The organism is Bacteriovorax sp. DB6_IX, from assembly GCF_000447775.1.
In the GTDB taxonomy this organism is placed as follows: Bacteria; Bdellovibrionota; Bacteriovoracia; order Bacteriovoracales; family Bacteriovoracaceae; genus Halobacteriovorax_A.
The window spans coordinates 1-240 of record NZ_AUNJ01000119.1; the positions used below are offsets into that span (position 1 = coordinate 1).

Here is a 240-nt window from a genome sequence, read left to right on the forward strand (position 1 = left end):
GCTATACTCCAAAACTGAACCATAACCCTTACATGGTAAACAAGCACCTACCCCATTAAATGGGATTAATTCATCGACAGTTTTAGCAAACTTCAATTCTTCTTTTAGACATTCAATACACACCTGCTGATCTTTAAGTCTAATGAATTCATTCTTTCCACTGGCCGCATTTAGAGTCAGAAGAACTGCACTGAGGCTCTTTAAGAATGGAAAATCTCCCAATTTCTTTTCTAGTCCTGA

Annotated in this window: 1 protein-coding gene; it reads right to left on the reverse strand. The window is 37.5% G+C overall.

The features are described from left to right. Nucleotides 1-222: hypothetical protein (locus tag M901_RS03740; RefSeq protein WP_157679805.1), on the reverse strand; the 222-nt coding region annotated here is incomplete at its 3' end. Nucleotides 223-240 lie beyond the last annotated feature (18 nt).